We start from the raw sequence: 21,387 nt of genomic DNA, 5'->3' as shown, positions 1-21,387 counted from the left end.
GGGGAAGCGACAGGCACCTGCCTTTTGCTGCAGGACCGGCCACTTCAGCCGTCGCTCGAACGGCGATCCTGCAAGACCTCTAGCAGGAACCCTGCCCAATACCCGTAACCGGCCACCGAGGCATGAAAGCGGTCGGTGGCAAAGAAGGCCTCCCCCAGCGGCGGACCATCGGCAAAGGAGACGAAGTCCAGTCCCAATTCCGCGCACACTCCCGCCGAAACCGCATCCAGGCGGCTGGCCCGGCGTTCCAGGAACTCGTTCAGCGGTGCCGGAAGTGCCGGGAAGTACCGAAACGGCGGGACCCCTGCCACCACGATTTCCCGGTCCCTGCCCGGATCCAGGAAGGCCCCCAGCACCGCCCGCAGGTCACTGCCCCAATGCACGGGGCTCCGTCCGGACATCGCGTCGTTGGCCCCGGCGACCAGCACGACGATGTCCGGGTCGTGTTCCTGGATGAGTCCGAGCACTTCGTGCCGGATGCGTTCCATGGTGGCGCCGTTGGCCCCATCGGCTTCCCACGCCACCGGGCGGTGCCGCCGCGCCGAAAGGCGCACCGCCAACTGGCCGGTCAACGCCACGGAGTGCGTGGGAGCCCCGGCCCCGGCAACGTTGGAATCCCCGATGACCAGCAACCGCAGCGGCACCCCGCCGCTTCCGGCCGCATCGACCAGGCCCAGGTTGGGTCCGGCCGCTTCCTCGAGCCTCGGGATGTTCCTGGCGATCCGGTGTCCCTGCAGCAGGGAAGGCCCTGCCTGGACGGCATCCAGCCAAACACGCCGGATTCGTTCGATACCGACGAAGCCGCTCATCGTGGTTCCCTTCGCATAGCCCTTCCCCTGAACCAGCCAACGCTCCCCGCCGCCACGGTTTCCCGTGCCGTCCCAGTCCTCAGGGTCGACCTTCCCCGGTCCCCTGTCAATGTGCCGGATGCGGGGAATCCGCATCCCCCTCGTTGCCCGGGCTGGCCGGTTGCCGGGGACTTGCTGCGGGAACCAACGCCGACATGGGCTCCTTCTCATTTGGGTCTCATCAATCTCGGCCATACTTGGGGTCATGGGATTGGGAAAGATCGGCAAGATCGTGGCCGCGCTGGTGGCGCTCTTGGCACTGGGTTTCGGCGCCTACGTGGTTGCCCTGGAACTTTCGGCTCCGCCGGCGGTGAATCTGGGCCCGGGAATCACGATCGAGCAAGGCACCGCACCGGCCACTGAGTCACCGACACCGGCGACGCCCAGCCCCTCGGCCGTGCCCACGCCAACGCCCAAGCCCACGAAGTCGACCATGCCCAGGCCCACGACCAGCCCCCCGTCCAAGAAGCCCACCGTCCTGCCCAGCAAGTCGGCACCGGTCAAGCCGCTGCCGCCCTCCAAGGCCTACGACGACGACGATGATGATGACGACGACGGGGACGACGGGGACGACGACGATGATTAGGATCCCCGAGCTCGCCCAACAACTTGCCTCCGCGCCCGAAGGCACCCGTTTTGCCCGCCGTGGGTTCTCCGTTCGCACCCGGGTGCTGGCCGGGATGCTCGGGCTGATGACGCTGGCCTTCGCCGTCACCGGAACCGTGGTCTACCTCTTGCAGGTCAAGACCATGGACGCCCGCATCGACGACTCGCTCAAGCGCAGCGTCCAGGAGTTCCAGGTGCTCACCGCGCGCAGTTCCGAGCTGGCGACCGCCGCCGAACCGCTCACGGCCGAGGTGCTGCTGTACGCCGCGATGCAGCAAACCCTGCCGGCACGGCACGAGGGGATGTTGAGCCTGGTCAACCAGAAGGTGCGTTGGACCGCCCCCGAGGTCGTGCAGACCCGGCTGGAAAACGACCCGGGATTCGTCGCCTGGGCGGTGCACGACGCACCGGACGAGAAGATCATGCTGCAGACCGTGCCGACCAGCCAGTCCACCTACCGCGCGGTGAGCATCCCGCTGACCGTCACCCAGCCCCGGACCCCGGCCCACCTGGTGTTCGCCTACGACTACACCGCCGAGAAGCAGGCACTGAACCGCGGCTTCCTGATGTACATGGTGGTCGGGATGGCCATCCTGCTGGCCGCGGGAACCGCCGGATGGCTGCTGGTGGGCAGGTTCCTGCGCCCGGTGGCGTTGCTGCGCGACACGGCCCGGAAGATCTCCGAATCCGACTTGTCCCAGCGCATCGAGGTCGTCGGGCGCGACGACCTGGCCGAGTTGACGATCACCGTCAACGCCATGCTGGACCGCGTGGAAAACGCCATGGTCTCCCAGCGGCAGCTGCTGGATGACGTGGGCCACGAACTGCGCACCCCGGTGACCATCATCCAGGGGCACCTCGAACTCATGGACGTCAACGATCCGGTGGACGTGGACCAGTCGCGGGACATCGCCCTGGCCGAACTGGACCGGGTGTCCCTGCTGATCAACGACCTGGTCACCCTGGCCACCTCCAACAGCGTCGATTTCGTCCAACCCGTGCCCACGAACATCGGCACGCTGCTGGACGATTTGCTGGACCGGGCCCGCCCGCTGGGCGAAAGGTCCTGGCGGATCGGGCACCGCGTGGAGGCCGTCGCCAACGTCGATCCCCAGCGGATCACCCAGGCCATGCTGCAGCTGTGTTCCAACGCGGTGAAGTTCTCCGCCGACGGGTCCACGATTACCATGGGAACCAATGTCACCCGTGGCACCAACGAGGAATCGGTGCTGCGCCTCTGGGTGCGCGACGAGGGGGTCGGCATCGGGGACGAGGACCAATCGCGGATCTTCGAGCGTTTCGGGCGTGGCCGCAACTCCAAGCGCACGGAGGGATCGGGCCTGGGGCTGAACATCGTCTCGGCCATCGCCGAGGCGCACCACGGGTCCGTCGGGGTCAGCTCCGACGTGGGCGTCGGGTCCACCTTCGTCATTGAGATCCCCACAAGCCTGGAAAGGGAAGAAGATGAGCCGGATACTGATCATTGAGGACGAGGAGCGCATCAGCTCCTTCGTTGCCAAGGGACTGAAGTCCTCCGGCTTCCAGCCGACCGTCGCCGACACCGGCAAGGAGGGCGGCTACCTGGCCCAGACCGGGGACTTCGAGCTGATCATCCTTGACCTCGGGTTGCCCGACGAGGACGGGTTCTCGGTGCTGTCGCGGATCCGCTCCACGAATGTCGACACCCCGGTCATCATCCTGACCGCGCGCTCAAGCATCGACGACACCGTTGCCGGGCTCGAGGGCGGTGCGGACGACTACATGGCCAAGCCCTTCCGCTTCGAGGAGTTGCTGGCCCGGGTGCGCCTGCGGCTGCGTCCGCAGGCCGCGGTTCCCGAGGACCAGGTGATCCGCGTGGGGCCGTTGGAGCTTGACGTCGGCAGCCGCCGCACCCGCCTGCACGGGCGCGAGATCGACCTCTCGGCCAGGGAATTCGGGTTGGCCGAGGCCTTCATGCGCAACCCCGGGCAGGTCCTCAGCCGCGAGCAGCTGCTCTCCCGGGTCTGGGGCTATGACTTCGACCCGGGTTCCAACGTCGTGGACGTGTACGTGCGCTACCTGCGCAACAAGCTGGGCGCCGAATGGTTCACCACGGTCCGCGGCATGGGTTACCGCTTTGAGGAACCGGGCTGACCCAAAACCGCACCCGGCCGGCAGCAGGTCGCTGGCATTTCCGGCACGTACAAGCTCCACAGGTGTTCCGTGCCACGGCACCGGGCCGCGGCTGCGTTCCAGCTGGACGAAGGCCGCGCCGGCGGTACGGGGGCGAGGCCAGGGGCACCCGCCAAATGCCCGTGGTAGTGCACCCCGCTCGGGCTCAATTCACCCTGCCTGGCGCGCCATTTCGGGCCTTCAGCTCCCTGGCACGGGCATCCATGTTGGATCCCGGTAGCCGCGACCACCGCAAGCCCCCATCGGGAACCAATGCCCCACGGAATCAGGTTCCTGTCTGCCCGGCGGCCAGGCAATCCGGAAACGTTCGAAAACGATCGAGTCGTCCTCGCTCCAGCTCCGTCCGCGGGCGGCCTCGGTGCGCTGCCAGTACTTGCGGTGTTCACGCCGCCAGCTTTCCAGGGACAGGTCATCCTCGCCCTCGTCCCTGGCAAAATCGGCGTCGGCGTCGTTGAAGGTTCCCAATCTCAGTTCAATGCTGCGCAAAATGACCCTCGGGGTGCCCGCGCCGTCGCAGGCAATCCAGTGCGAGCCCACGCGGGGCAGGGACGCCCCGTCGTCAAGGAATTCCCGGGCCAGGGTCGAGGTGGCGCGCTTGCTGCCCTGGATCACTTCATGCAGCAGGGCATCGGCCAGCTCGGCCGAATCACCAAAGCGTTCGACCGAATACTCCGGGCACAGGCGCACGGCATCCGGCTGGGCTGATGCGTACGCGTCCCACATCCGTGCGGCGGCTTCAATGTCCAAGCGGCTTGCCTTGGCATCTTCCGGTTTCACAAACCACAGTATGCCACGCTGATCCCGCACTGATCAGGCATGACAGCGAGTGGGCGCGAAGACGGGCCTTGCGCCGATGGTCGCATGAATGCGGCGGGTGCCGGTTCCTGAAACGGATCCGGCACCCGCCGCATGTTTTGGCTTCTGTCCGTTAGATGGCGCTGGCAGCCGAGGGAGCGGACTGCGGCGACATCGGGGACACCGTCGAGACAGCGGACTTCGCCGAGACCGGCGAGACAGCGGACTTCGCCGAGACCGGGGAGACGGCGGACTTCGCGGAAACCGGCGAGACAGCGGACTTCGCCGACACCGGGGAGACGGCCGACTTCGCGGATACCGGGGAGACAGCCGACTTCGCCGACACGGCAGAGACTGCGGACTGTGCCGAGTCGGCCACCGCGGCCGAGGCATCGGCCTTTTCGGCGACCCGCTCCACGGAGGAGAATCCTTGCTGCGCCGCGCTTTCCTGCACGACCACGGTCTCGTTGACCGGGACGATTGGCTGGGCGACCGCAACGCCCGCGCCGATGGCGACTACGCCCAGCGCACCGGTGATGGACCAAAACGTACGTGACTTCTTCATGGCTGCTAACCTCTCGTTCATTGTCTTGCTCTTGATCTGCTTCAAGCATGGCCAATGAATGTGAGCCGAAGAGGAGAGCCGGATGAGAAAGCTCTCATCTTCGCCGCCCTGGGCCTATTCGGCGCGGGCCAACAACTGTTCCACCAACGCCAACCGGGCCAGGGCCACGGCATGCCAGTCGGGATTCGCCTCGTCGCGGGCTCCTGCCACGAGCGACAGGACCACGCACGCCGCCCGGGCATACAGTCCCTTGGCGCAGACCCCGCGGTTCCCGAGTTCGGTCTCGAATGCGGCGGCATAATCCTCGAAGTAGCCGTTGACGCGCCCGTAGCGCGCGTCCAGGTCCGGCAGGACCGCCAGGTGCCCCAGGAAGCAAGCCAGGTCGTCGACCAGGTACCCTGGGCCGGCCGAATCAATGTCGAGCAGCCCGGTGATGCTCCCGTTCTCGACGAAGATGTTCGCCTCGTAGAAGTCCCCGTGACTGGGCACCAGCTCACCGCGTTGCGCGGTTTCCAGGATGCGGGCCAAGCGTGTGAGCAGCTCACCGATAGTTCCGGCCTGGTCGGGGATGGCGGTTTGCGCGGCATGCCCATACCAGCCCAGGCGGTCGGACCAAGCCGGCCGCGCCGGGACCTCCAGAAGTGCTTGCGGCAACGCGTCGAGCAACCCGATGATGTGTTGCGGTGCCAGCGGCAGTTCCGGGGCGTGCATGAGGTCCTCGGCCAGGGGCACCCCGTGGGCGCGGTGAAAGGCCAGGACCCCGTCGATCGGCGGCCCCGCCGGTATCGGTGCCGGGATTCCGGCGGACAACAGCGCCAGGTGCTTCTCGTGAAGCAGCTCGGCGTCCTTGCGCAGCACCTTGAGAAACAATTGCTGCCCGTCGCCGAATCTCGCCAGCATCACTGCCCGGCGCAACGGTCGATAGGCCAGGGTGCGCAGTTCCTCGATCGCCCGGCCCCCGCCCCAGTGTTCCTCGACCAGCGCCGGGGTGGTTGCCAGCGGAAGTCCGGGCAGCAGCGGGTCGGCAGGGTGAAGCCAGACGACAACGCTTCCCTGTCCGCTGTCCAGCTGCACGGTCCCCTCGGGAACCGTCTCGAGCTTTTCGGCCGTGGCTCCCAGGTACAGCGTGGAGGATCCATCGGTGGCCTCGAAGACCCCGGAGACCCCGGCGCCGGGCCGGTGGTGCAACTCGGCCACGGTGATCCTGGCATCTGCCAGCCCCATGGGCCGAACGACATCGGCCAGGATCCCGGCGAACTGCGGCGACCCAAAGAATTCAAGTTGTTCGCGTTCGGTCCAGGCGTTGGCATCCTGGATGACCGGTGCATTCATCGAATCCTCGTTCCTCGTGTGCGCTCGGGGGGCAACCCGGCGCCGGGGCCATGCGGAAGTGGGGGGTTCCTTCCCCTGCCCGCTACCTTCTCACATCCCGGGCGCGGCCGGCCACGCGCCCCGCCCGCATTCCCGGCCAACGGCAATGGCCGGCCGCCTGCACCCGCGAAGGGAGCCAGGCGTCCGGCCAATGAAAGTGTCCGCGCCGGTGCGCGGCCCGGGGCTACTTGCCCCAGCTGGCGTAGGTGGTGTCTTCCTTCTCCACCAGGGTCAGCACATCGTAGGTGGCCACGATCTCGCCGTCCTGGTTGTTGATGACCGCATCCCAGGCGACCTCGCCGTACTCGTCGGTGACGCGCGGGGTGATCTTCTTGGCGGTCAGCGTGACCCGGATCGAGTCCCCGTCCGGCACCGGGGTGATGAAGCGCAGGTTCTCCAGGCCATAGTTGGCCAGCACCGGTCCCGGGGCGGGCTGGACGAAGAGTCCCGCGGCCCAGGAGACCAACAGGTACCCGTGGGCGACGATGCCGGGGAAGAACGGGTTGGCCTCGGCCGCGGCGCGGTCGGTGTGCGCGTAGAAGGTGTCGCCGGTTTCGTTGGCGAACGCGGTGATCTCCTCCAGGGACACCTTGCGCAGCGGCGAGGCGAAGGCGTCGCCGATCTCCAACTCGGCCAGCGACTTGCGGAACGGGTGGATGGCACCGGCGACGGCACCGAATTCCGGATCCCCGGCAATCACGCGGTCGGCACCGGTGTGCCAGACGCCGGTGACCGCGGTGAGCATGTTGGGCGAGCCCTGGATGGCGGTGCGCTGCATGTGGTGCTTGACCGAGCGGATGCCACCGAGTTCCTCGCCGCCGCCGGCGCGGCCCGGGCCGCCGTGGACCAGGTGCGGAACGGGGGAACCGTGGCCGGTGGACGACCGTGCGGTTTCGCGGTTGAGCATGTGCACGCGACCGTGGTGCGAGGCGATGCCGGTGGTCAGTACCCGTGCCGTGTCCGCGTCGTTGGTGCAGACCGTGGCCACCAGCGAGCCCGAGCCCATGGCCGCCAGGCGAATGGCATCGTCCAGGTCGGTGTAGCCGATCACCGAGGAGACCGGGCCGAAGGCCTCGCGGCTGTGCACGGCCTGGTTTTCCACGTCATCCCAGGTGAGGATCAGCGGGGACATGAAGGCCCCGGCATCGACGATCTTTTCCTCACCGCCGGTGGTGCGGACCACCGGTGCGTCAAGGGTGCCGTAGGCGATCTCGCCGCCGGCGGCGATCATGTCCTCGACGGCGCCTCGCACATCGCGCAGCTGTTCCAGGGAGGCCAAGGCACCCATGGTGACGCCCTCGGCACGCGGATCGCCAATGACCACGCGCGCATCGAGGCGCTCGCCCACGGCCTTGACCACATCGTCGACCAGCGCGGCCGGGACGATGTTGCGGCGGATGGCGGTGCACTTCTGCCCGGCCTTGGAGGTCATCTCCGTGGTGACGGCCTTGACGAAGGCCTCGAATTCCGGGGTGCCGGTCACCGCGTCCGGGCCCAGGATGGCCGCGTTGAGCGAGTCGGTCTCCGCGGTGAAGCGCACGCCGCCGTCGATGACGTTCGTGTGGGACTTCAGCGCCGAGGCGGTGGAGGCGGATCCGGTGAAGGAAAGCATGTCGCGGTAGTCCAGCACATCCAGCAGGGTCCGTGCGGAGCCGGAGATCAGCTGGATGGAACCGGCCGGCAGGATGCCGGATTCGACCATCAGGCGCACCATCGCCTCGGCGACGTAGCCGGTGGGGGTGGCTGGCTTGGCAATGGTCGGCACCCCGGCGATGAAGGCGGGTGCAAACTTTTCGAGCATGCCCCAGACCGGGAAGTTGAAGGCGTTGATCTGCGCGGCAACACCCGGGATGCGGGTGTAGATGTGCTCGCCGGCGAAGGAACCGTCGCGCGAGAGCACCTCCATGGGACCGTCAAGGATGACGTTGGAGTTGGGCAGTTCGCGCCGGCCCTTGGAGGAGAAGGTGAACAGCACGCCGATGCCGCCGTCGATGTCCACCATCGAGTCGATCTTGGTGGCGCCGGTGCGGTAGGAGATCTCGTAGAGTTCCTCACGGCGTTCGTTGAGGAATGTGGCAAGTTCCTTGAGCTTGAGGGCGCGTTCGTGCAGGGACAGCTTGCCCAGTTCGCGCTGGCCGACGGTACGGCCGTACTCGACGACGGCAGCCAGGTCCAGGCCGTCACTGTTGACCGTGGCCAGGGGCTCACCGGTGTTGGCATCCAGCACGGGGGTGCCGCCGTCCGGATCGGAGGGGATCCACCAGGAGTTTTGGACGAAGCTGGGAACAAGTGGAGCCATGGGAGTTGTCGTCATCGACGAAATCCTTCCTGAACGATCGGTCAGTATTAGCAACCACAGTACAGTATGGGGAAGAACGCCTCGAGCCCCCGGCGTCACACAGACTCGAAATTCAGGAGAAATGCAGCATGAGCGCAGAGCGCCCCACCGCGCCCACCCCGGAAACCTCCGTCGACGGAGTATGGCAGATTGCCCTGGGCGAGCTTGATATCAAGATGGGCGTCAAGATCATCGAGGAATCGGTGCAGCGGGTCGTGGCGACCATGCCGGTGGAGGGAAACCGCCAGTCCTTCGGGCTGCTGCACGGCGGCGCCTCGCTGGCCGTTGGCGAGGCGGTTGGCTCCTGGGCCGCGGTGAAGCACGCCTCGACCATGGGAAAGTCCGCGGTGGGAGTGGACGTCTCGGCCACCCACCACAAGGGCGCCCGCGAGGGGATCATCACGATCACCGCCACACCGATCAGCCTGGGACGCCGCATGGCCAGCCACCAGGTCCTCATAGAGAACGAGGCCGGCGAGCGCCTGTGCACCCTGCGGATCACCAATCTGATCATCGACATCAAGAAGTAGCGCGCAACGCCACCGGCTCAAAGTCGGCAGGCGACCGTTGGCTTGCCACCGCACCGGAGCGCAGCTGGGCAGTTCCCCGACGTCGCAGTCCAGGGCCTTGCAGATCGCCTGCAGCGTGGAGAACCGCATTGCCTGGGCACGGTTGTTCTTGAGTATCAACAGATTCGCCACGCTGAGGTCCACTCGCTCACTCAGTTCCACCAGCGTCATCGACCTCGCTTCCGGCAACTCCCCCAAGTGGCAGCTGATCTCGGTGTGGTTCCCGGGCTCTCCGCGAGCCACTAAATCAGTCCTGCCGTGTCTTTTTGCATTTCGAGTCCGCGCTTGAATATCTGCACAGTGGTGAACAGGCCAAGACCGGCCCAGGGCGGCCAGAAATTCACCTCAAGCTCGAACCCGCCTGGCTCCAACCGGCCAATGATGTCGCTCAGGCTTTCACGGCCCATGTTGGCCGTATCCCGGTGCCCCCCATCCTGATGCAACCATGATGCTTATCGCGATGCCCGACCATGGCACCCACCCCCGCCACAAACCCACAGCCTCAAGTGATTGACATACATCAATGAGTTGTGGTGTCCTTGAAGCACCAGCGACAGTAACTACCTGAGGAGGAAACCAATGAGTGTCCCAGCCGTGACCCCGGATCCATGTTTTCCTTCCCACAGGAGTTACTCCAGCAATGCAGAATTACGTAGAAAACAACTTTCCAGACACCTTTGAACGGCGAGCCGCCGGCGCCGACTCCAGGCACACCGATCGTGCGGATGACTGGAATTATCTTGACGACCAGCTCTCGGAATCCCAGCGCTGGTCTACCTGGCCGGCCACCGAGAAGCTCATGCGGGGGCCCTTGCCGTACCCCGAGTTCGTCATCGAGGATGCCGGTGCAATCGACACCGAGCTCGGTGTGCTCAAGACCGGCAAGGAAGCCGACGTCTTCTTGATCGAGCGGGCCACCTCGGACCAGCACGTGCTGTTGGCTGCCAAGCGCTATCGGTCACCGGAGCAGAGGTCCTTCACCCGGTCCTCGACCTACACCGAGGGGCGCAACGTCAAGCGTTCACGCGATGCCCGAGCCCTGAAAAACGGCAGCACCTACGGGCGAATCGTCGAGGCCTCACGTTGGGCCAATTCCGAGTGGCAATACCTCAGGCTCTGTTTCGAGGCGGGCGCCCCGGTTCCCTATCCGGTACAGATCATGGGCACGGAAATCCTGATGGAGTTCATCGAGGATCCTGAAGCCCCGGGCGCCGCGGCGCCGCGGCTGCAGCATGTGCGTCCCGGCCCGGAGCGGCTGGAGAGCTACTGGATACAGCTTGTCGAGGCCATGAAGACCTTTGCCCGGCTGGGCTTTGCCCACGGGGACCTTTCGCCCTACAACGTCCTGGCCGCCGGCGAGCGCCTCGTGGTCATCGACCTGCCCCAGTTCGTCGATTTGGCGGGCAACGAACGCGGGGTCGGGTTGCTGCAGCGCGACTGCCACAACGTGTGCGCGTGGTTCTCTACGCGGGGTCTGGCGGTCGACGGCGATGCCTTGTTGGCGGAAATCATTGCCGAGGCGTGGTAAGCGCTGGGCTCGGCGGAGGGCTCGGCGGAGGGCCCCGCGAATCCTGTGCAAATTGATACCTCCGCTGTGCTGGTAATGGCGCAGGACGGGGACTACCGTAGGCCCATCAATCTGCTTGGGCCGCCCAAACACAACCGAATTACTCGCACCTCATTGAGATGACTTCGCGGCCACGGGGCCACTGTTGGCCATCCTTGAGAAGCACCTCCGCACTCGCAAGAAAGGCCATCCAAGGTGCGTACCGCATACAAGGTTGTTGCCCACATCATCGCTGCCGCCGTTGTCGTTCAGGCGGCCCTCATTGCCTGGACGATGTTCGGGCTGATCCCGTCCTTCGAATCCGGGGTTCTCCCATCAGAACCGCCCCTGACAGCCATCATGCACGGCGAGGTCGGGATGTTCGCGATCCCGGTGCTCGTGCTGGCATTGCTGGTCATATCGATCTTCGCCCATGCCGGCCTGAGATGGGCCCTGTGGCTCCTGCTGGCCGTGCTGGTACAGATCTCGCTGGCCTTCGCGGCGTTCGAAACCGCCTGGGTTGGCGCCCTGCACGGCCTCAACGCGTTCACCATCATTGCGTTGGCCGAGCTCGGGGTCCGGGCGGTTGCCCATGCACCCGAACACGTGCCGGGCACCAAACACGTCATGCGACCGGCAGTTTAGCCGGGCGCCGCATTTCCCATTCGCGGTCGGTGGCCAGCGCGGCGAGGAATTCCTCGTCGTGGCTGGCCACCACCATGGCACCCCCAAAGGACTCGAGCGCCGAGAGCAGTTGTTCAACGGTGGCCATGTCCAAGTTGTTCGTCGGCTCGTCGAGCAGCAGCAATTGCGGGGCCGGGTCTGCCAACAGGATCATCGCCAACGCCACCCTGAACCGCTCGCCACCGGAAAGCTGAGACACCGGTTCATCAACCCGACCCGCCCGGAAATGGAACGCCGCCAACTGGTCCCTCAGCACCCCCGGAGCCACGCCCGGCGCGGCAAGGCGCAGGTTCTCCAGCATGCTCACTTCATCCCGGAGTCCGGCCCAGCTTCCGGGTTCCCCGGCGTCAAGGCGCTGGCGCAGGAAACCCGTGGGTACCTTGGCCTGATCGTTGATCTGGTCCAGGAGCGTGGACTTGCCGACCCCGTTCCCGCCCACCAGCCCGATGCGCTCGGGCCCCATGATCCCGAGCACCGCTTCCTGGTCGATGGGTTCCGAGTCCTCGTGCAAGACCCCACGGGCGATTGACCCGCCTGGCAGCTCGACGATGCTGCGCCCGGCCGGCACCCGGGTGCCGGGCAGCTCGATGGATATGCGCAGGTTCACCGGCAAGGCGTCGCGTGCTGCTGCCAGCTCCGCAGCGGCATCCGCCGCGTGCGTTTTCATGATGCCGCGGCTCCTGGCCGCGGAGACCTCGGCCTTGTTGCGCAACGTGTTGGCCAGGATCTTGGGCATGGACTCGGCAGCCTTCTGCCCCTGCTTGGAGCGCCTGGCGATCTTGGTTTCGGCCTCCCGGGCCTGGCGCTTCTCGATGGCCAGTTTTCGGCGGGCATCGCTCAGACGGCGCTCGGCACTGTCCCCCTCATGGCCCATGGCTTCGGCCCTGGATTCCCAGTCCCCAAAGCGCACCACCTCGATCTTCTCGGCCCGCAGTGCACGCACGTTCACCGGGCGCAGCTCGGCCAGCGAACCAACCAGGCCCAGCAGCGTCTTGTCATGCGTGGAGACGACCAGGGTCCCGGGGTGGCGCTGCACCATCTCGTACAGGCGGTGCCGGGCCGCCCGGTCGAGGTTGTTCGTTGGCTCGTCCAGCAGCATGATCGCGTCGCCACGGATCTCAAGGCCGGCCAGCCCCACGGCCATGGTCTCGCCGCCCGAGAGCGTGCCCACGGTCCGTCCAAGGAATTGAGGGCTGATGTCCGCTTCGAGGTAGCCGTTCAGCAGGGCCGCGGAACGTTCCTCCAGGTCCCAATCGTCCCCGATGGTCTCCAGGTCGAGCTCCAGGTCCTCGGAACTGTTGCCCAGGACACGGTGCAGCGCCGCACGTGCACGGGATATCCCCATCAGCTCCGCCACGCTGAGGTGGGAGTCCAGGACGATGTTTTGGGCCAGGTAGGCGGGCCGGGAGTCCACGTGGATGGTTCCGTGCACGGGGGCCAGTTCCCCGGCGATGAGCCGCAACAGCGTGGATTTTCCCGACCCGTTGGGCCCGATCAGGCCGGTGGTGCCGCGGGAGAATACGGTGGAAAGGCCGTCGAAAACCGTGCCGCCATCGGGCCAGGAAAAGCCGAGGCGGTCAATGACGATGGGTGTTTGGTGCTGCATGGTGGTGCTCGTTTCGACGAAGGGTGCGCCGAAACTTCCGCACTGGCGGCTCCAGGCTTCCCCGGAATGCGGGGGCGGAGCGGGCAGGCGGGTTTCCCTTGGCGCGGATTAGGCGAAGGCGAGAACCAGGAGCACGTCAGGTCCGTTCGTAGGCAATGGGACCCTTCAATCCTGCGGGCCGCGGATGCCGGATGTCAACCGGAGGCACCGCCGCGCTTCCGCACGGCCTCCAGCACGGCGGTTTCCTCCGCGGCGCTGAGCCCGGAGGGCAGCATCCCGGTTCCGCTGACGCCAGCGTGCCGCACGATGTCTTCGAAAGTCTCGCCCAGGCTCCTGCGGTGCAACCCGGCAGCCGTTGCACGGGCGTCGGAGCGCCGGGCGAAACCCGCGTACCCGCTGCCCTCGGGAAGGACCAGCGGAAGCGATTTGGGGCCGGCCCAGGGATTCACGCCGTCCAGGCCCATGTGCTCCACCCCGTAGCGCACGCAAGTGGCCTCCCGCACGGGTGCCGCTCGCGAAAGATCGACCCGTTGTGCCGCCCATTGCGCGAGATGCAAGGCTTCCCCCAGCTCGTGCACCCGCCCCACGGCATTGACGGGGCCGTGTTCACCGGCGATTCCCGCCTCCATGATGAATGCGGCAAGGTCTCTCACATCGATGACCTGCACATGGGCCTGCCCCTCGGGGGCCCACGGAACCAAAACCGGTTCCCGGGGATCGGCAAAGCGCAGCGGCCAGTAGCTGCTGCGGCCGCTCGGGTCCCCCGGACCGCCGATCAGCCCCGGACGTACCACCAGCGCCTTCCCCTGGCGCGATTGAATGGTCACCAGCTCGCAGGCCGCCTTGGCCCGCCCGAAATCCGCGCTCACCCCGTCCTCGGACTCGGGAAGCGGTTCCAGGATCGCCGCCGTTTCGTCGGCGCCGGGCTCGGACTGCAGGGCATAGGCCGAACACGAGGATACGAAGACCCAGTTCCCGGCGACGCCGCCCAGGCGCTGCACCGCCTCCCGGGCGAAACGCGGCCTGTCGGTGAGCTCGATGACCAGGTCCCAGTCCCGGCCCGCCACCTGTCCGTAGGCGTCAGGTGCTTGGCGATCGGCGATCACGGTGCTGACACCAGGGGCAAAAGGCTTGGTGCCGCGGGCCAGCGCGGTCACCGCATGTCCGCGATCCAGCACTTGGCGGGAAAGCGTTTGTCCCAGCCACCCGGTCCCGCCCAGCAACAGTATTTGTTTCATGCCTCGAGCCAACATCGTGCCCGGTCCAGCGGCAAGGCCACTTCGTTCTTGGCGTAGGAACGCCCCGACGGAATCCGACACATTGCAAGCTTCGGTTGCCGAAACGAGCGGGTACCGGGCGGCGCAGATAAGGTGAGGCCATGAAGCGTTTTTCGGGATTGATCGCAGCATTGGCCGGCCTTGGCCTCTTGCTGGCGGCCTGCGTGCCGATTGATGGGAACACCTCCGTCCCGACACCCGACGAATCCACGCGCTCCACCGGCGACACCCATGTGCCGTCCGTTGAAGCGCCGCGTGGGGATCTGCCGCTGCAGGAATACAGCACCATCGACCTCGACCAGCGGATCTCCAAGCTGCCGCACTCGATGGCCGCACCCCAGATCCAACAGGGCTCGCACCCCATCGACCATGGAGTGCCGGGCAGCGAACTGGTGCTCCTGGCGGAGCAATTGACCGCAAGCAGCCGTTTTGCACTGCCCCGGGAAAACTCGGGCGACATGGTCCTCATCGAGGTGGCCTGCTCAAAGGGCATCGGCTTCGAGGTCATGCTCTTCGACATCGACGGGGCCCCGCTGGGCGGCGGCTCGTCATCGGAATGTTCGCCCGGCGGGCCCAACGGCTTTGGGTTCGGCATCAGGGGCAACCCCCAGCTGGGCCAGGTGCAACTCGCCTTTGACCGGGAATCCGGGATGGAACTCAGCGTCGTGACCTTCACGCGCATTGAAGGGCAGTGAACCCCGAATGATGCGGGATCGAACCCGATAAACCGTCCGCACGCCGAGGCATGCGTATAGGGTCAGGTCATGAACCGTTTTTCGGTGGTGGTTGCGACTCTGGCCGGGCTGGCGCTGCTGTTGACGGCCTGCGTGCCGATTGACGGGAACAACGATGCCCCGGAACCTTCCTCCTCGAGCGGAGGAAGCCACGATGCCCACCCGCTGCCCATCCAACTGACCGAAACACCAGTGCCCCTGCAGCCGTATTCCGCGGACGGACTGAAAAAGCGAATCTCGCAGCTGCCGCCTTCCATGGCCGCCCACCAGATCCAGCAGGGCCTGCACCCGCTCGACGATGGCGAACCGGGCAGCGAGCACGTGGTGCTGGCCGAACGCTTCTCATCCAGCATGGACTTTGAACTGCCCCGCAATCTCACCAGCGACCGCATAAGCGTTGAATTGACCTGTTCAAGGTCCGTACCGCACGCTTTCTCGGTCATCGACGGCAATGGGCGGGAAACAGGCGGCAGCAGCATGGGCTCATGCGGTTCCGGGGGTCCCAGCGGCATGCGTACCGGCCTGCGGGAAACCCAGGAAGCCGGGCAGATACAGGTCCGCTTCGAGGGTGAATCCGACATGGTGCTCAGCGTGGTTGCCTACACCGGAACGCACGAGGACTGAAGAACCCCCAAGACCGCATCCGATCTCCGGGCGCGCCTTCCAACCATGGTGGACACGCGCAACCCTTGAAGGGGCCGCTGCCCGACGCCGCCCGCGCTGTCCACACCCGGCATCTTCCATGGATCCTTGCGAATTGTTACACCCGGCAATCGGCGTCCTCCGGTCATTTCCGGGCACGCAAAAACACGGCGGCCACTTTGCGCCGTCCGACATGGGCTTTTTGGTTGTTCGTTGAACTTAAGTTGTATTAGCCCCCGCGCCTGTGTCTTTAATATCTGGTCACGAGTTAGGTAAGCATAACCTTTCCATCTCGCATCGTGGCAGTCCCCAATATTGAAGGAGCCTCATGACGCCCCAACGTCAACTGGCGCAACCACTGTCCTCCCCTGCCGACCTTGCTGCCGGGCAATTGCTCACCAGCGAAACCGCCGAAAGAATGGCCGAGGAATTCGCCTCCGCAGCCCGGCTCGCTGCCCGATCGATTGCCGCCGCGACGGGCCCCACCACCGGGCCCCGCCCGGAAGCCCTGCGCGCCCGGCTCGACGCCGTGGACCTGCGCACACCGCTGGGCAGCACGGCCGCCGCCCTGGCGGAGGCCACCGAGCTGTACCTGCGAGATGCGGTCTACTTCCACCATCCGCGCTACGCCGCCCACCTGAACTGCCCGGTCGCCCTGCCCGCAATTGCCGCCGAGGCCCTGGTCACCACGGTCAACACCTCGATGGACACCTGGGACCAGAGCGCCGGCGCCACGCTCATCGAACAACGGCTCATCGATTGGGCCGCCGGCATGGCCGGGCTGGGTCCGGAAGCCGACGGCGTGTTCACCAGCGGCGGCACCGCCTCGAACCTCCAGGCCCTGCTGCTGGCCCGCAACACCGCGGTGGCAGGGGCCACCGGCTCGCTGCCCGAACGCCTGGCGGGTCTGCGCATCTACGCCTCCGCCGACAGCCACTTCAGCATCTCCACCTCCGCGTCCCTGCTGGGGCTGGGCGCCGAGGCCGTCGTTGCCATCGAGTGCGACGCGCTCCACCGGATGGATGTCTCCGCCCTGCGGCACTCGCTGGAGAAGGACCGTGCGGCCGGGCTGCGCGCCATGGCCATCGTGGCCACCGCGGGGACCACCGACTTCGGCTCCATCGACCCACTGGGGTCCGTCGGCTCCCTGGCCTCCGAGCACGGGGCCTGGTTCCACGTCGACGCCGCCTACGGTTGCGGGCTGCTGGCCTCGGCGCGCCACCGCGGGATGCTCGCCGGGATCGAGGCAGCCGATTCGGTGACAGTCGACTTCCACAAGTCCTTCTTCCAGCCCATCGGCTCCAGCGCAATCCTGGTCCGCAACCGGGCCGCCCTCGCGCTGGTTTCGCACCACGCCGAGTACCTGAACCCCGCCGCCGAGGTCGGGCGCACCCCCAACCAGGTCGACAAGTCCCTGGCCACCACCCGCCGCTTCGACGCCCTCAAGCTCTGGGTGACGCTGCGCGCGCTAGGCACCGAGGCGATCGGGCAGATGTTTGACTCGGTCATGGACCTCGCGGCCGCCGCCGCCGCGATGGTCCATGCGCACCCCGAGCTCGAGCTCACCGCCGAGGTGCAATTGAGCACAGTGGTCTTCCGCTATGTGCCGCCGGGCCCCGAACCCGCCACGGACACCGCGACCGAGCCACTGGCCAACGCCATCCGCACCGCGCTCTACGACTCCGGGGCGGCCATGGTCGCCGCCACCACCGTCGACGGGGTGCGCCACCTGAAACTGACACTTCTGAACCCGAACACCACGCACGGGGACGTCGCGGGAATCCTCGATGCCGTGGTGTCCCACGGCCGGGCGATCTGCCAGATGCGCACCGGGATGGCTGCAGCGTGAGTGCGCCGCTTCACGATCGCATCTGGGATGCCGTGGGCATCGGCGCCGGCCCGTTCAACCTCGGCTTCGCCGCGCTGGCGGAGACCGCGCCGGGACTCGAGGTGCTGGTGCTTGAGCGCGCAGAGGAATTCGCCTGGCACCCGGGGATGATGCTCGAGGGCACCCACCTGCAGGTTCCCTTCATGGCCGACCTGGTCACCATGGCCGATCCCGCCCACCCGCTCTCGTTCCTGAACCACCTCAAGGACACCGGACGCCTCTACCCGTTCTACATCCGCGAGAACTTCTACCCGCTGCGCGAGGAGTACAACAACTACCTGCGCTGGGCGGCCAAGCGGCTGGACTCGGTCCGCTTCGGTGCGCACGTTGCCGCGGCGCGCCACGTGAACGGCCTGTACGAGCTCGCCGTGCACACAGGCGACGGCGTGTCCACCGTGCGCACCCGCCGCCTGGTGCTCGGCACCGGCACCACCCCGCACGTGCCCGATTCCGTCCCCGAATGCGTGCTGGGAACCGGGGCCGCGGTGCACAGCAGCGGCTACCGCCCCGCCCGCGCAGCGATCGCCGCGGGCTCCCGCATCGCGGTGGTGGGCAGCGGACAGAGCGCCGCGGAAGTCTTCGCCGACCTGCTCGCTTCGCTGCGCCCCGACCAACACCTTGAATGGGTGACCCGCTCAGCGCGCTTCTTCCCGCTCGAATACACGAAGCTGACCCTGGAGATGACCTCACCGGAATACATCGACCACTTCCACGGGTTGCCGCAGGGCACCCGCGACGCGCTCTCGGCCAGCCAGAAGGGCCTGTACAAGGGCATCAACGCCGATTTGATCGACGAGATCCACGAGCTGCTCTACCGGCGCCAGGTCTCCGGGCACGCCCCGGTCACCCTGCGCGCGGCCACCGCCCTGCAGGGCATCGAGCACCGCGAGGGAGCCCTGGAGCTGCGCCTGCGCAACCAGGACGACGGCGGGGAGTTCTCCGCGGTGGCCGACACCCTGGTGCTGGCCACCGGCTACGCCTACCGCGAGCCGGGGTTCCTGGCCGGGCTCGGGGAACGCATCAACCGATTGGCCGACGGCCGGCTGGATGTTGACCGGAGCTACGCGGTCAGCAACGACGGCGACGTGCTGGTGCAGAACGCCGAACTGCACACCCACGGCTTCACCGCGCCCGACCTGGGCATGGGCGCGTACCGCAACTCCGTGATCATCAACCGGATCCTGGGGTACGAGCACTACGCGGTGGAAAAACGCATCGGGTTCCAGTCCTTCGGCAGCCCCGCCGCCGCCCCCACATCGCCATCCCCCACGCTCGAAGGAGCCCACGCATGATTTTCACGCCCGCCATCGTCCTTCCCCCGGCCCGCCGCACCGCGCCGGCCGCCGCCGACTTCACCTTCCGCCGCTTCGACCCGGGAACCGACGCCGGGCTGCTGCACGGATGGGTGAACACCGAGCGGGCCCGCTACTGGGACATGATCGGCACGACCGTCCCCGAGGTCCGCGCCGCCTATGGGCAGCTCGATGCCTCGGCGCACCACCACGTGCTGCTGGGCCTGCTGCCCGCCCCGCGCGGTGCGGCCGACCCGGAACCGATGTTCCTGCTCGAGCACTACGCCCCGGAGCACTCGGCGCTGGCCGGCCGCTACGCCCACCGGCACGGCGACACCGGCATGCACCTGCTGCTCGCCGGTCCCGGGGACGGCAGGGCCCTGCCGGGCTTCAGCGCCGCGGCCATGGAGGCCGCGCTCGCCCACCTCTTCGCGGATCCGGCGGTGCTGCGGATCGTGGTCGAGCCCGACGCCGCGAACACCGCGATCCACTCGCTGAACTCCCGGCTGGGTTTCCGCCCCGCCGGCCGGATCGAACTGCCGGCCGGGGACGACACCCCGGCCAAGACCGCGCTGCTCTCGATCTGCACCCGGGCGGACTTCGCCGCGGCGACTGGCCGCCCCGCGAGCGCCGCCGTGCACCTGTCCCCCGGCCGCTGGGAGAACGCCAACCGCCACCTGCTGGCCAAGGCGATCGCCGAGTTCACCCACGAGCGGCTGCTGGCCCCCGTGCCCGTGGAAGGCGGCTGGTCGGTGGGCACCGGAACCCACGAATACCGCTTTTCCGCGACCGTTCATGCCCTGGAGCACTGGGTCATCGACCCGGATTCGCTGGAAGCCACCGTCAACGGGGAAGCGGCGGCCCCCGACGCCGCCGGCTTCGTGCTGGCCTTCCGCGACACCCTGGGGATGCCCGACGCCCAGCTGCCGGTGTACCTCGAGGAAATCACCAGCACCCTGGCCGGGCACTGCTACAAGCAGCTGCACTCCACGGCGAGCGCGGCAGAGCTGGCCGCCGGGACCGGGGACGCCGTCGCCGACTTCCAGCGCACCGAGGCCGCGATGACCGAGGGGCACCCGTGCTTCGTGGCCAACAACGGCCACCTGGGCCTGGGCGCCACCGACTACCTCGACCACGCCCCGGAGACCGGGGCGGCCCTGGCCCTGCAATGGCTTGCCGCGCACGGCTCCCGCGCCCGCTACAGCACGCTGCCCGGGCTGGATATCGAGACCCTGCTGCAGGGCGAGCTCGGTCCCCGGCAGCTGGCGTGCTTCCGGGCACGGATCGCCGAGGCCTGCGCATCAAGCGGCCTGGATCCGGAGGACTTCGTGCTCATCCCGGTCCATCCCTGGCAGTGGGAGCACAAGCTCTCCGTCGGTTTCGCCGGGGATGTCGCCAGCGGGCACCTGGTGCACCTGGGCGCCGGGGCGGACCTCTACCAGCCGCAGCAGTCGATCCGCACCTTCTTCAACCGCAGTGCACCGACCCGCCACTACGTGAAGACCGCTCTGTCGGTGCTGAACATGGGCTTCATGCGCGGGCTCTCGGCGGCCTACATGGAAGGCACCCCGGCCATCAACGCGTGGCTCACCTCGATCTTCGAGGACGACGAGGAGCTGCAGCGGAGCAATGTAGGGCTGCTGCGCGAGATCGCCGCGGTCGGCTACGCCAACCCGCTCTACGAGGCCGCCGGTCCCGATGCCCCGCAGCGCAAGATGCTGGCCGCGCTCTGGCGCGAGTCCCCCGCCGGGTCGATCGCGCCCGGGCAGCAGCTGGCCACCATGGCCTCGCTGCTGCACGTGGATTCAGCCGGCGCCTCGCTGGCCGCCGCGCACATCCGCCGCTCGGGGCTCGCGGCCACCGACTGGCTGGCCCGCTACTTCGACGCGTACCTGGTTCCGCTGGTGCATGTCCTGTGCCGATACGACCTGGCGTTCATGCCGCACGGGGAAAACGTCATCCTGGTGCTTCAGGATTCGGTCCCGGTGAAGGTGCTGCACAAGGACCTGGCCGAGGAGATCGCGGTGCTCGGGGACCGGCTGGCGTTGCCGCCCGAGGTCGAGCGGATCCGTGCCGCGGTCCCGGACGCCGAGCGCCGGCTGGTGGTCTTCACCGACATCGTCGACTGCTTCCTGCGCTTCCTGGCGCCGTTGCTGGCGCGCGAGGGGATCTGCAGCGAGGAGGAGTTCTGGGAGACCGCCGCGGACCGGTTGCTCGCCTACCGCAACCGGAACCCGGAGACGGCCGCGGTGTTCGATGCGCTGGACCTCTTTGCCGAGGACTTCGAGCTTTCCTGCCTGAACCGGTTGCAGCTGCGCAACAACCGCCAGATGCTGGATCTCACCGACCAGTCCGGCGGGCTGATCCACGCCGGAATCCTGGCCAACCCGCTGGCCGGGCACGGCATCTAGCACCTGCGGGAGGCCGCCGGTTCGCGGTCTCCCGCCGGCCACG

19 protein-coding genes and 1 pseudogene are annotated in these 21,387 nt (G+C 67.3%); 11 read left to right on the top strand and 9 right to left on the bottom strand.

Annotated elements, in window-relative coordinates; translation table 11 throughout:
* Window positions 1–44: 44 nt before the first annotated feature.
* The gene (locus J2T21_RS17160; RefSeq protein ID WP_307583027.1) at window positions 45–809 is read right to left on the bottom strand and encodes an SGNH/GDSL hydrolase family protein; all 765 of its coding nucleotides are present in this window, start codon (window positions 807–809) and stop codon (window positions 45–47) included.
* A 244-nt stretch (window positions 810–1,053) separates the two neighbouring features.
* On the opposite strand from J2T21_RS17160, the gene J2T21_RS17155 reads away from it, so the two are divergent.
* From J2T21_RS17155 to J2T21_RS17145, 3 genes are read left to right on the top strand one after another with little or no spacing between them, the layout of a single operon-like run.
* On the top strand, window positions 1,054–1,434 hold the full coding sequence (locus J2T21_RS17155) for a hypothetical protein (protein ID WP_307583025.1): 381 nt from the start codon (window positions 1,054–1,056) through the stop codon (window positions 1,432–1,434).
* Entirely contained in the window at window positions 1,427–2,941 is a 1,515-nt protein-coding gene (locus J2T21_RS17150) for a sensor histidine kinase (RefSeq protein WP_307583024.1), read from the top strand. Before J2T21_RS17155 ends, J2T21_RS17150 begins: the two co-directional genes overlap by 8 nt.
* On the top strand, window positions 2,919–3,587 hold the full coding sequence (locus J2T21_RS17145; protein WP_307583022.1) for a response regulator transcription factor: 669 nt from the start codon (window positions 2,919–2,921) through the stop codon (window positions 3,585–3,587). The genes J2T21_RS17150 and J2T21_RS17145 overlap by 23 nt, the downstream gene beginning before the upstream one ends.
* 219 nt (window positions 3,588–3,806) lie before the next feature.
* Here J2T21_RS17145 and J2T21_RS17140 read toward each other — a convergent pair whose 3' ends face one another.
* The 4 genes from J2T21_RS17140 to paaZ form a co-directional block, all read right to left on the bottom strand.
* On the bottom strand, window positions 3,807–4,373 hold the full coding sequence (locus J2T21_RS17140; protein WP_373458065.1) for an ASCH domain-containing protein: 567 nt from the start codon (window positions 4,371–4,373) through the stop codon (window positions 3,807–3,809).
* 181 nt (window positions 4,374–4,554) lie between these two features.
* Window positions 4,555–4,986 (bottom strand): hypothetical protein, encoded by a 432-nt coding sequence (locus tag J2T21_RS17135; RefSeq protein ID WP_307583021.1) that lies wholly within the window; start codon window positions 4,984–4,986, stop codon window positions 4,555–4,557.
* 114 nt (window positions 4,987–5,100) lie between these two features.
* Window positions 5,101–6,318, bottom strand: a complete 1,218-nt coding sequence (locus J2T21_RS17130; protein ID WP_307583019.1) for a phosphotransferase — start codon at window positions 6,316–6,318, stop codon at window positions 5,101–5,103.
* A gap of 223 nt (window positions 6,319–6,541) precedes the next feature.
* A complete protein-coding gene (paaZ, locus tag J2T21_RS17125; RefSeq protein WP_307583018.1) occupies window positions 6,542–8,671 on the bottom strand; it encodes a phenylacetic acid degradation bifunctional protein PaaZ in 2,130 nt (709 codons plus the stop codon).
* 113 nt (window positions 8,672–8,784) lie between these two features.
* Between paaZ and J2T21_RS17120 the strand changes: the two genes are divergently transcribed.
* Window positions 8,785–9,225: a PaaI family thioesterase gene (locus J2T21_RS17120; RefSeq protein ID WP_307583016.1), complete on the top strand. Its 441-nt coding sequence runs from the start codon at window positions 8,785–8,787 to the stop codon at window positions 9,223–9,225.
* Between the two features lie 81 nt (window positions 9,226–9,306).
* On the opposite strand, the pseudogene J2T21_RS17115 reads toward J2T21_RS17120, so the two are convergent.
* Both J2T21_RS17115 and J2T21_RS17110 read right to left on the bottom strand, forming a co-directional pair.
* A pseudogene (locus J2T21_RS17115) lies at window positions 9,307–9,507 on the bottom strand (helix-turn-helix domain-containing protein); the annotation flags it as partial.
* Window positions 9,507–9,671, bottom strand: a complete 165-nt coding sequence (locus J2T21_RS17110) for a hypothetical protein (RefSeq protein ID WP_307583014.1) — start codon at window positions 9,669–9,671, stop codon at window positions 9,507–9,509. The gene J2T21_RS17110 and the pseudogene J2T21_RS17115, both read right to left, overlap by 1 nt.
* 233 nt (window positions 9,672–9,904) lie before the next feature.
* On the opposite strand from J2T21_RS17110, the gene J2T21_RS17105 reads away from it, so the two are divergent.
* On the top strand, window positions 9,905–10,792 hold the full coding sequence (locus J2T21_RS17105) for a serine protein kinase RIO (protein WP_307583012.1): 888 nt from the start codon (window positions 9,905–9,907) through the stop codon (window positions 10,790–10,792).
* A 234-nt stretch (window positions 10,793–11,026) separates the two neighbouring features.
* A complete protein-coding gene (locus J2T21_RS17100; protein WP_307583011.1) occupies window positions 11,027–11,455 on the top strand; it encodes a hypothetical protein in 429 nt (142 codons plus the stop codon).
* On the opposite strand, the gene J2T21_RS17095 is transcribed toward J2T21_RS17100, so the two are convergent.
* Together J2T21_RS17095 and J2T21_RS17090 are read right to left on the bottom strand one after the other, a co-directional pair.
* Complete coding sequence (locus J2T21_RS17095) at window positions 11,436–13,100, bottom strand: ATP-binding cassette domain-containing protein (RefSeq protein WP_307583010.1); 1,665 nt, start codon at window positions 13,098–13,100, stop codon at window positions 11,436–11,438. The genes J2T21_RS17100 and J2T21_RS17095 overlap by 20 nt on opposite strands.
* Window positions 13,101–13,294: 194 nt before the next feature.
* On the bottom strand, window positions 13,295–14,338 hold the full coding sequence (locus J2T21_RS17090; RefSeq protein ID WP_307583009.1) for an NAD-dependent epimerase/dehydratase family protein: 1,044 nt from the start codon (window positions 14,336–14,338) through the stop codon (window positions 13,295–13,297).
* Between the two features lie 140 nt (window positions 14,339–14,478).
* Here J2T21_RS17090 and J2T21_RS17085 point away from each other — a divergent pair, with 140 nt between their 5' ends.
* The 5 genes from J2T21_RS17085 (at window position 14,479) to J2T21_RS17065 (ending at window position 21,344) form a co-directional block, all read left to right on the top strand.
* Window positions 14,479–15,072, top strand: a complete 594-nt coding sequence (locus J2T21_RS17085) for a hypothetical protein (RefSeq protein ID WP_307583007.1) — start codon at window positions 14,479–14,481, stop codon at window positions 15,070–15,072.
* Between the two features lie 69 nt (window positions 15,073–15,141).
* Window positions 15,142–15,735, top strand: coding sequence for a hypothetical protein (locus tag J2T21_RS17080; protein WP_307583006.1), 594 nt, complete (start codon window positions 15,142–15,144; stop codon window positions 15,733–15,735).
* Between the two features lie 346 nt (window positions 15,736–16,081).
* Window positions 16,082–17,602, top strand: coding sequence for a pyridoxal phosphate-dependent decarboxylase family protein (locus J2T21_RS17075; RefSeq protein ID WP_307583004.1), 1,521 nt, complete (start codon window positions 16,082–16,084; stop codon window positions 17,600–17,602).
* Window positions 17,599–18,933, top strand: a complete 1,335-nt coding sequence (locus tag J2T21_RS17070) for a lysine N(6)-hydroxylase/L-ornithine N(5)-oxygenase family protein (protein WP_307583002.1) — start codon at window positions 17,599–17,601, stop codon at window positions 18,931–18,933. Before J2T21_RS17075 ends, J2T21_RS17070 begins: the two co-directional genes overlap by 4 nt.
* Window positions 18,930–21,344: a GNAT family N-acetyltransferase gene (locus tag J2T21_RS17065; RefSeq protein ID WP_307583000.1), complete on the top strand. Its 2,415-nt coding sequence runs from the start codon at window positions 18,930–18,932 to the stop codon at window positions 21,342–21,344. The genes J2T21_RS17070 and J2T21_RS17065 overlap by 4 nt, the downstream gene beginning before the upstream one ends.
* Window positions 21,345–21,387: the final 43 nt, after the last annotated feature.

This window comes from Paeniglutamicibacter psychrophenolicus, from assembly GCF_030812255.1.
Classification (GTDB): Bacteria; Actinomycetota; Actinomycetes; order Actinomycetales; family Micrococcaceae; genus Paeniglutamicibacter; species Paeniglutamicibacter psychrophenolicus_A.
Note: the sequence above shows the minus strand (reverse complement) of the source record. Positions and strands in the feature narration are given on the sequence as shown.

Bases quoted from the DNA above. Each gene is read 5' to 3' on its own strand.
- J2T21_RS17075 (WP_307583004.1), top strand. From the start codon at position 16,082: ATGACGCCCCAACGTCAACTGGCGCAACCACTGTCCTCCCCTGCCGAC.
- J2T21_RS17155 (WP_307583025.1), top strand. From the start codon at position 1,054: ATGGGATTGGGAAAGATCGGCAAGATCGTGGCCGCGCTGGTGGCGCTC.
- J2T21_RS17095 (WP_307583010.1), bottom strand. From the start codon at position 13,100: ATGCAGCACCAAACACCCATCGTCATTGACCGCCTCGGCTTTTCCTGG.
- J2T21_RS17105 (WP_307583012.1), top strand. From the start codon at position 9,905: ATGCAGAATTACGTAGAAAACAACTTTCCAGACACCTTTGAACGGCGA.
- J2T21_RS17135 (WP_307583021.1), bottom strand. From the start codon at position 4,986: ATGAAGAAGTCACGTACGTTTTGGTCCATCACCGGTGCGCTGGGCGTA.
- J2T21_RS17150 (WP_307583024.1), top strand. From the start codon at position 1,427: ATGATTAGGATCCCCGAGCTCGCCCAACAACTTGCCTCCGCGCCCGAA.
- J2T21_RS17085 (WP_307583007.1), top strand. From the start codon at position 14,479: ATGAAGCGTTTTTCGGGATTGATCGCAGCATTGGCCGGCCTTGGCCTC.
- J2T21_RS17120 (WP_307583016.1), top strand. From the start codon at position 8,785: ATGAGCGCAGAGCGCCCCACCGCGCCCACCCCGGAAACCTCCGTCGAC.
- J2T21_RS17090 (WP_307583009.1), bottom strand. From the start codon at position 14,338: ATGAAACAAATACTGTTGCTGGGCGGGACCGGGTGGCTGGGACAAACG.
- paaZ (WP_307583018.1), bottom strand. From the start codon at position 8,671: ATGACGACAACTCCCATGGCTCCACTTGTTCCCAGCTTCGTCCAAAAC.
- J2T21_RS17130 (WP_307583019.1), bottom strand. From the start codon at position 6,318: ATGAATGCACCGGTCATCCAGGATGCCAACGCCTGGACCGAACGCGAA.
- J2T21_RS17145 (WP_307583022.1), top strand. From the start codon at position 2,919: ATGAGCCGGATACTGATCATTGAGGACGAGGAGCGCATCAGCTCCTTC.
- J2T21_RS17080 (WP_307583006.1), top strand. From the start codon at position 15,142: ATGAACCGTTTTTCGGTGGTGGTTGCGACTCTGGCCGGGCTGGCGCTG.
- J2T21_RS17110 (WP_307583014.1), bottom strand. From the start codon at position 9,671: ATGGGCCGTGAAAGCCTGAGCGACATCATTGGCCGGTTGGAGCCAGGC.
- J2T21_RS17065 (WP_307583000.1), top strand. From the start codon at position 18,930: ATGATTTTCACGCCCGCCATCGTCCTTCCCCCGGCCCGCCGCACCGCG.
- J2T21_RS17160 (WP_307583027.1), bottom strand. From the start codon at position 809: ATGAGCGGCTTCGTCGGTATCGAACGAATCCGGCGTGTTTGGCTGGAT.